Here is an 8055-nt window from a genome sequence, read left to right as displayed (position 1 = left end):
TCTTTGTCTGACAGCGTACTTATCTTTATTTACTCCGTAAACAATAACAACAGTATTTTTAGGTCTTTCTACATCAAGAATATCTCTAGGTATTGGCATATCAAACTCCGTAAATATATAGTCTAATTATAAGTTATAATTAGACTATATTCAAGAAAAATTTCACAATTTTGTCGATATTTTTTAATTTTTTTAGGGAGAAAACAGGCTTTATATCTACCTGAAAACTGAGGAAGTTATGTTGTTGATTGGTATATGGAGTAAATAATGAGATATTGAAACAAGATGTGCTCAATATTTGCACATCTTATATAGTATTATTAATTGGGAAAGTTCTATTAAACAGCTTTTCGGCATATCTGAAAACACTGACAGGATCTGAACCTTTGGATGCATCCGTTACAACCACATTGGCGGAGCTTAAGTCATATTCCTGTTTAAAGCTTTCAAAATACAAAGGCTATGTCTGTTCACCTTCACAAACAATAAGTACTCTGTCGTAGGATTTGCAAAAACCGATTCTTCTCTGCTGATCTTTGAGTCTTCTGGCTTTTCGCTTTTTGAAAAGATCTTCACTGCCCATTACTGTACTCCATAGAAAGAACGAACCAGAGGCAGCGCCCCGTAGCGGCCGGAAAGATATCCCAGTTCCAGATTCTCCTTTCCCTTTTTAGGACTGAAATCTGACAGAGGATACAGGAATGAAGCCTGCTCTCTGTTTTTATCGCCGAACCAGATCTGATCTCTTCGGAAAATTTCCTGATTAAGAATGGTTGTTTCATGAGTGGTAAAAATCAGCTGAGCGTTTTTAGGGTTAGCTTTTGGATCATGAAACAATTCCACCAGAAACTGAACCAGCTTAGGATGGAGATTTACATTAAGCTCATCAATACACAGAACACTACCGTTAGCAAGAACATCCAGAATCGGTTCAGCAAAAGAAAAGAATTTCTGCGTACCGGAGGATTCATCCCTGAAATTAAATAATACTGTCTGACCATTGCTGTCAGTGTGAACCGTGTTGATTTCATAGGTCGGTTCAGTGGGGAGGTGTTTTTCCTCAATGCGGATATCTTCGATATTAAAATCAGCAGCCTTAAGGAATTTCAGAACGTCTTCTTTTCCGCTTCCCGTACAGAATCTTGCCGTAGACTCCGGAGATAAACCTTCGGTTCCTACAAAACGAAGAGTTTTACTGAACCAGTCAAAAACCGGTTTCAGCTGTTCACTGTTAAGCTGAACAGCTGTAGAAAGAAATAATGCATTTTCACGGGTTGACTGCTGCCACAGCTTTTTGGCTCCCTGCAGAAACTGACTGAATTTCCAGAGATGTTTCCCTGATTCGGCATCCCAGACTCTTTCAAACCATTTCTGAGGACGACCTGCAGGAAATGCAAAAAGCCATTCATCAAAAATCTGATCTGCCGAGGCACTGAAACCGTACTGGTATTTCACGTCACGGACGATAAAACTCACTTCAAATTCCGTAGGCTGAGTAACAGTCTCCGGATTGAGTCTGAAAGGTGTCAGAGGAAGTTTCATCCCTCGCTGCAGAGTAGTGGTAACAATACCTTTCATAGCGGAAAGAGCCTTCAGGAAGTTGGATTTACCGCAGGAATTTGGTCCATACACTGCGGCGCTCTTAAGCAGACTGAACTCTTTTTCCGCCATGATTGGAAAGGCATTCCCCGGACGTTCGCTGCTTTTGCTTTTTACCATAGTAAAGGTCTGCAGTTCTTTGAATGACAGAAAGTTCTGAATTCGAAACTCAATCAGCATAACAACCTCTTTGAAACACTATTTTTAACCTTTTATTCCAAAAATAGCATTTTAATTGAATTATTTCAAGTTTTTAAAATTTTTTTGTTTCTTCTTTTCACAGTTTGCCATTAACCTCGTCAGCAAAACTGGTCATTCTTTCAAATAGCCAGTTTCCGGGACAGCTCTTTCGAGCAAACCAGCGGTGGACGGTTAGCAACATTTCGTCAGATTTAACCTCATAACTCAATGCCTTATCCCGATCTGCCGGCTCTTTTGTTTTCTACACTCCAGGTTCGTCATTTGATAGACAATTACACGGTTAGAAGGTATCTGTTTTTTATTTGGATCACAAATGTGAATTCAGAATATGCCTAAAAATGATCGAAAAGAAAACAGAGTGTAGACTTACAAAGAAAGTTTATTGAAAGAGGATAAAACTATGAAATTTAAGAATGTTTTATGTTGCACTGTGGCTATCCTGCCGATGTTTTGTGCTGTTGAATCTCAAGCAGGTTTTGCGGAAGAATACGATAAGGCTATGTATGAAAAAAAGCATAATTCGGAAGGCTATAAAAATACCCAAAAGCTTAATAAAAAACAAAAAGACTTTTTGCTAAATGTGTTGGAAACAGGAAGCTGGTGGGGAAGAAATTACGTGGGACTATGTTTTCAAGAAACGGAAGATTTGAAGAAGTGTCATGATGGAACAAAAGGTTTTGGCTGGAAGTTTCCAATTGAAAAATATGACGAAAAATATATATCAAGCGTAACAGTAAGCACTGAAGGTGAGAAATCAATAATAGAAATTAAAGCATCATCTTATTTTGGCGAGAATGTTACTTTAATTTTTAATTGTGAAACTGTTCCAAATCCATACGGTGGAGAGCAAGTTGATTGCCCTATATCTAAAAAATCCACATGCCTTGAAAAAGGTCTATGCTCAGCAGGCATTTTCGATGTTAGTGATGAATCAACACAAACGTTGATTGAAATCGAATACAAAATTAAATAGTAAAAGATAAGGTCATGTAGAGCCGACAGTCCTCACTGCTGGCTTTATTCTTTCTACGCTCCTAGTCGATTATTCACCGCTTGAGCCAAATTGCCCAATCTGCCGAATAGCCAATTTCCAGGACAGGATTTTCTGGCAAACCACCGGTGGATGGTGAGGAGCATTTCGTCAGGCTTAACCGCGTACGCAAGGGCTTTTTCTTTGTCTGCAATCCATACCAGCTTCCGCTTACAGTTGCCTAAATTTCTGCTTGACAAAGGTCGTTTCATAACAGAACCTAAAAAGTATTTAAAAAAAAGAATTTACTGGGTATTTCGGACTATGCTCCAAAATCAGCTGCAGCTGGCGATTTTATTGAGTTTGTGAATGAATTTTCATGCGGGATTAACCGGGAGAGAGGTGGTTATGTCAAAATTCAGCTCAGGAGATGAGTTTTTCAAAAAAATATTTTTTGGGGAATAAAAATTCTGTTCTTCTGAAAAATGAATCCGGCGGTTTTATCCCCGACGGATTCATGCTGTTTAACAGGTAGGTTTTCTGAGACTTAATTGTTATCATTACCATCCGTATCCGGAGTGTCGGTCACCAGCTCGGCGCTTCCATATGCCTTGAACGGCTTGTGTGAACCGTCAAATTCGGTGGTGTAGATGACCCGGAACGGTATTCTGCCTGCGGTAAGGGGAATGACCATTTCAAGCTTCTCCACTCCTTCGGCAATCTGTCTGTGCCAGTCTCTGTAGAGATCCGCATATTCAGGAGGAATGATACCCAGTTCGATAGCCGGTTCCGGATAGTTTTTGAGCAGCGGCGGCAGACCGAGATCCCTCATGCAGCGGAAGCACGGTCTCATTTCCTTTGTGGCAACCGTATATTCCCAGGCATAGATGTTCGCATGGTCGAATGTCGCCTTTAAAATCTTTTCCGACGTGAAGAGATTGTTGAACGTCATCTTTTCATTGGTGATGTTGCGGATCATGATGTAGAAAAGATACTTGCCGTCCATTCTGCCGATGAGCTGAATGGAGCTTCTGATGCAGAGTCTGGACTCACCGCAACACTTTGAGGTGATGGTTCTCCAGGTTTCGCACTCCTCTTCCTTTTTGCTTTCAATGGCTCTTTTGAGAGTGCTTACGAAGGTCTCAACTTCTGCATGGTTTGAGAAGAAGGCATCCGGTTCATGCGTCAGAACATCGTGCTCCGACAGATTCATGCCCAGTTCATAGAGGTATTTCTGATTGACGCGGAGAATTTCTGATTTTCCTTTCGGACAGTACAGGAAGATGGCGGCTCCGCCCACGTAATTGCTGAATATCAGAGTCTCAAGTGATTCCGGACTCCAGAATCGGCCCACGTCCAGAGAGTCGATGAATTTGCTGGTCTTCTGTATAGGCATATAATTCGATTCCACGGCAAGCTTATGGTACTCATCGGCCGGAAGAGGTTTTGAATAGCAGTAGCCCTGAATGATTTCACAGCCGATGCTCAGCATGTAGTCAGCCTGCTCGAATGTTTCAACGCCTTCGGCGATAACCGGAGTGTTCAGCCATTTGGCCATGTTGATGACGGAACTGATGATGATGCCTCCGCGTCCTCCGACGTGACCTCTGAGGAACTTGATGTCAAGCTTGAGAATGTCTACTTCCAGATCCTTGAGGGCATTAAGTGATGAATATCCGCATCCGAAATCGTCCATTTCCACCATGTACCCAAGTTCATGAAATCTGTTGATGATTTCCACGGCATGCTCGGAACCTCCCATGACCGCTGAAGATTCAGTGATTTCCGCACGGAGATATTCGACAGGTACATCGTATGCCTTTCTGATTTCCTCCATTGAATCAATGTAATCAGGAAGCAGCAGATCCTTCCGGGAGACATTGAACGAAAGAGGGAAGGTATATGAATCCTCATCAAGACATTTGCGCTGATATTCGCAGACTCTTTCAAATACATACAGATCAAGCTTCGGAATAAGTCCGGAATCCTCAAACACCGGAATGAAATCCACCGGAGACTGCATGCCGTGTTCCGGATGAATCCAGCGCACCAGAGCCTCGCCTCCCACAAGCTGCTTCGTAGCGTGGTTGAACTGAGGCTGAATGTAGATTACAAACTGTTTTTCCGCAAGAGCGGTATCAAGACTGCTCAGTATTTCTTCTCTGGTCATTCTCATGGAGAGTACCCCGTAGCTGTTATCTCTGTGTTTAAGGCGGAACCGGATTAACTTGCGCCGACGCGAAAGCCTATGGCTGAAATGCCGTCGGTGAACCGGTACAGATGTTCCCTGATAAATAATTAATAACATATCTTACCGGGGGAGTTGCTGAACAAGATCAATATTTGATATAAGAAATATGTTAACAGTCTGTATATTTTCCGATTATGAGATTAAATACGGATATTCCGCCGCGTCGGATTTTATTTAAATTCCGTCCCTGAATTTAAATTCGCCCCGGAGGTCTTCAGACTTTCGTATAAGGCTTTAAGTCCTGATATGAATTTTATCTTCGCGCATAATCCGTTGCCGTGAGGTTTGATACGACGGGATCTTAGAAATTATGACAGCAGGCGCGGCATCGGCCGAAAACGGTTCATACACGGAGTATATGCTCATTGCGGGCATTGCCGTGCTTATTATATTCATCTTTATTCTGAATGCTGACGGGTACCGCCTTGCGGACCTTGCTCTCAACTATGAAAACGGCGGCATGCAGTCTTCTGAAGATGAATTTGATACACGGACAGCCCGCAGGACTCTGACAACGTTCCGCAGTGAAGCCAACGGCACCGCGCTCGACAGGCTTGCCGCAGGGCATCGTAAAAATCAGGGGGAGCGAGTCGGGACAGGGGGAATCTGCATCATTGCGATAAGTCCTGATTCACTCTCCGCTGATATGAGCATGAATAAGGAGAAGGCAGAACCATGCACGGATCTGCAGGACGCAAATCTCCGGTATATATCAGTTCCTCAGCTTAAAGCCTCAGACAGAATCATTCTGTTTCAGCTGCTCCTTGAAAAGAGGCTCAGACACTGGCTGTATGTCTTTACGGTCATACCGGTACTAATCATTCACGGAATACTAGACGGCTGTATTCAGCGAAGAATAAACCTTCTCGGAGACATTCAGGTGACGCCGGTAAAAAACAGAATTTACGTCATGCTCCCCGCGGTAATTCCGGTTCTCTGCACAGTCGCTCTGGTCCGTGTGGGAGAGGATTCGGTACCGTGGCAGCTGTGGCCGGGACTTATCTCGGTGCTGTCATGGACTGTGGTAAGGGAATTTACCGTAAATCTTCCGCAGATAGGAGGAAGAATAGGCAGAAAATCCTCATGACCGCGTATCTCAATTACTTCGGATTCATGTTCATCCGTTAAACAGAAAGGCGTTTTATTTATGAAAAAAGTAATGATCCCGAAATTCGTGGATGATCCACCGTCAGTACTTCTCTGGTCCATCGATGAAATAGCCCCGCTTGCCCTGGGACTTGTAATGGGAATGATTATCGGCAGGGCGCTGATATTCACCGTCCTGGGACTTGTTGTGACACATCTGTACCGCAGACACGTGAATCAGAATCAGGACGGTTTTCTCTGTCACTGGCTCTACTGGCACGGGTTCTGTTTCCGTGAGTCCCGCAGCGTTTCCAATCCCTTCATGCGCCGCTGGTACTGAAATCCTATTAACAAATCACCGCAGGATATCTGTAAGGAGAAACATCTGTCATGGATTTTATGAAGTTCATATCCTCGTACAGGGGAAATCAGCACACTGTTCGGATACTGGGAATATCCGCGGTCTGTCTTGCAGTGTCGAACTGTCTTCTTGCGGTGTCTCTTTACGGTCATCGCGATGCCGTGGTGCTGGTGCCTCCGCATCTCAGTGCCGAGGTGAAGGTTGTCGCCGGCAGAAGCACCGAAAGCTATATCAGGGCATGGGGACTGTTTCTCGGTGAATTGGTGGGCAACATCAGTCCGAACAATCTGAGATTCGTGCAGGATTCACTGGATCCCATGATATCTCCGAAGGTATACCGTCAGATTACCGATATCCTGAACATGCAGGCGGAACAGATAATCGCCGACCATATCAGCATAACATTTGAACCGAAGACCGTTACCTACGAGGAGGAGACCGGACTGGTGTTCGTGACCGGACAGACTCAGGTAAAAGGGCCTACGGGACCTGCGAAAAGCTTTATCAGAACCTATGAGTTCCTGATAGAAATGGAGGATTTCAGGCCCATGCTCAAGTGGATTGAAATGTATGAGGGAAATCCGCGGGATCTGAAGGAAAGGGAAAGAATCAGCAGCCGCACTTTACGTGATAAGCGAAAAGATGACAGAGGGCGCACGGAACAGCAGTAATTCAGCCGTTTAAAACATTGACGGGCACACGGCATTTGAGGAAGGAAAAATATGTATTCAATATCAGGCGGCAGTCAGCGCATAACGGTATCAGGTCTGGCATTTCTGGGAATTTTCCTGAGTGCGCATGTCCCGGCATACGGAGGAACGGAGGAGAATGAAGGTGTCTATGAGTACCGGATTTCGGATCACGACCTTAACTGCATCAGTTTTCCCTTTGAAAGTATCAGCATCAATACCGCAAGCGATGCCGAAATCGAGGTGAAAAACGGCAGCATATATGTAATGCCGGTTTCCGGGGAACCGGTAACCATCTTTGTGACTCCGGCAGATGTCAGCAACTGGAACGCCATGCTGAGACTTACTCCGGCGGATATCGCCCCGAGACGCATCAGAGTTCCGGTACCGGAAATTGCCGGGAGTGATCATTACAGGGAGCATGGGGAACCGAAGCGTAACCTGACCCCGGGCGGAGTCTACGGTAAGAGACGGGGCACCGGTGCGGAAAAACATCAGGGAACTACTGTTAATGCAGCCATAAGGAGTGATGATTATCAGCAGAATCTCGTGGACGGATTCAGAAGCGTCTGGACCTATCTCGGATCGAAGGAGGAATACACGGCTCCATCCGGAATGGAAAGGGCGGATATAAGTTCTTTCAAGGGCAAAGCTCACAGAAATTTCTGCAGTCTTTCAGACGAGAAAATAGCAGACGGTTTTTATGCTGATGATTTTCTGTATCTGGTGATTCTTGCAGGAAATGACGGTAATCACCGGAGCGGCGGACAGGTTTCCTGCGGCAGTGACGTTCTGGCCTATGCCATGCTGAATACCCTCAGTTCATTCAGGGATACCGACAGGATAGTTCTGCTGGCTCTCCCCGGGGATTATCACCTGAAGGATTAAACGTCGGATT

General features: G+C 44.6%; 9 protein-coding genes. 5 read left to right on the top strand and 4 right to left on the bottom strand.

The genetic code is table 11. The features are described from left to right. Window positions 1-460 precede the first annotated feature (460 nt). Both BMY80_RS12690 and BMY80_RS08455 read right to left on the bottom strand, forming a co-directional pair. The gene (locus tag BMY80_RS12690) at window positions 461-583 is read right to left on the bottom strand and encodes a hypothetical protein (RefSeq protein WP_281242279.1); all 123 of its coding nucleotides are present in this window, start codon (window positions 581-583) and stop codon (window positions 461-463) included. Beyond that, entirely contained in the window at window positions 583-1779 is a 1197-nt protein-coding gene (locus BMY80_RS08455) for an AAA family ATPase (protein ID WP_093142766.1), read from the bottom strand. Before BMY80_RS08455 ends, BMY80_RS12690 begins: the two co-directional genes overlap by 1 nt. Before the next feature lie 421 nt (window positions 1780-2200). On the opposite strand from BMY80_RS08455, the gene BMY80_RS08445 reads away from it, so the two are divergent. Continuing rightward, a complete protein-coding gene (locus BMY80_RS08445; RefSeq protein ID WP_093142763.1) occupies window positions 2201-2773 on the top strand; it encodes a hypothetical protein in 573 nt (190 codons plus the stop codon). Window positions 2774-2826: 53 nt separating this feature from the next. Here BMY80_RS08445 and BMY80_RS08440 read toward each other — a convergent pair whose 3' ends face one another. Both BMY80_RS08440 and BMY80_RS08435 read right to left on the bottom strand, forming a co-directional pair. After that, window positions 2827-3042 (bottom strand): sporulation protein, encoded by a 216-nt coding sequence (locus BMY80_RS08440; protein WP_245730117.1) that lies wholly within the window; start codon window positions 3040-3042, stop codon window positions 2827-2829. Between the two features lie 275 nt (window positions 3043-3317). After that, window positions 3318-4946, bottom strand: coding sequence for a sensor domain-containing phosphodiesterase (locus tag BMY80_RS08435; RefSeq protein WP_177178543.1), 1629 nt, complete (start codon window positions 4944-4946; stop codon window positions 3318-3320). 385 nt (window positions 4947-5331) lie between these two features. Between BMY80_RS08435 and BMY80_RS08430 the strand changes: the two genes are divergently transcribed. From BMY80_RS08430 to BMY80_RS08415, 4 genes are read left to right on the top strand one after another with little or no spacing between them, the layout of a single operon-like run. Next, window positions 5332-6108 (top strand): hypothetical protein, encoded by a 777-nt coding sequence (locus tag BMY80_RS08430; protein ID WP_093142758.1) that lies wholly within the window; start codon window positions 5332-5334, stop codon window positions 6106-6108. Window positions 6109-6168: 60 nt separating this feature from the next. Beyond that, a complete protein-coding gene (gene traL, locus BMY80_RS08425; protein WP_031579467.1) occupies window positions 6169-6447 on the top strand; it encodes a type IV conjugative transfer system protein TraL in 279 nt (92 codons plus the stop codon). 50 nt (window positions 6448-6497) lie between these two features. Next, window positions 6498-7139 carry a TraE/TraK family type IV conjugative transfer system protein gene (locus tag BMY80_RS08420; protein ID WP_093142755.1) on the top strand — a complete coding sequence of 214 codons (642 nt, stop codon included), beginning with the start codon at window positions 6498-6500 and terminating at the stop codon, window positions 7137-7139. Window positions 7140-7190: 51 nt separating this feature from the next. Further along, window positions 7191-8045 (top strand): hypothetical protein, encoded by an 855-nt coding sequence (locus BMY80_RS08415; protein WP_093142752.1) that lies wholly within the window; start codon window positions 7191-7193, stop codon window positions 8043-8045. Window positions 8046-8055: the final 10 nt, after the last annotated feature.

It is taken from the genome of Ruminobacter amylophilus (assembly GCF_900115655.1).
GTDB classification, from domain to species: Bacteria; Pseudomonadota; Gammaproteobacteria; order Enterobacterales; family Succinivibrionaceae; genus Ruminobacter; species Ruminobacter amylophilus.
Note: the sequence above shows the minus strand (reverse complement) of the source record. Positions and strands in the feature narration are given on the sequence as shown.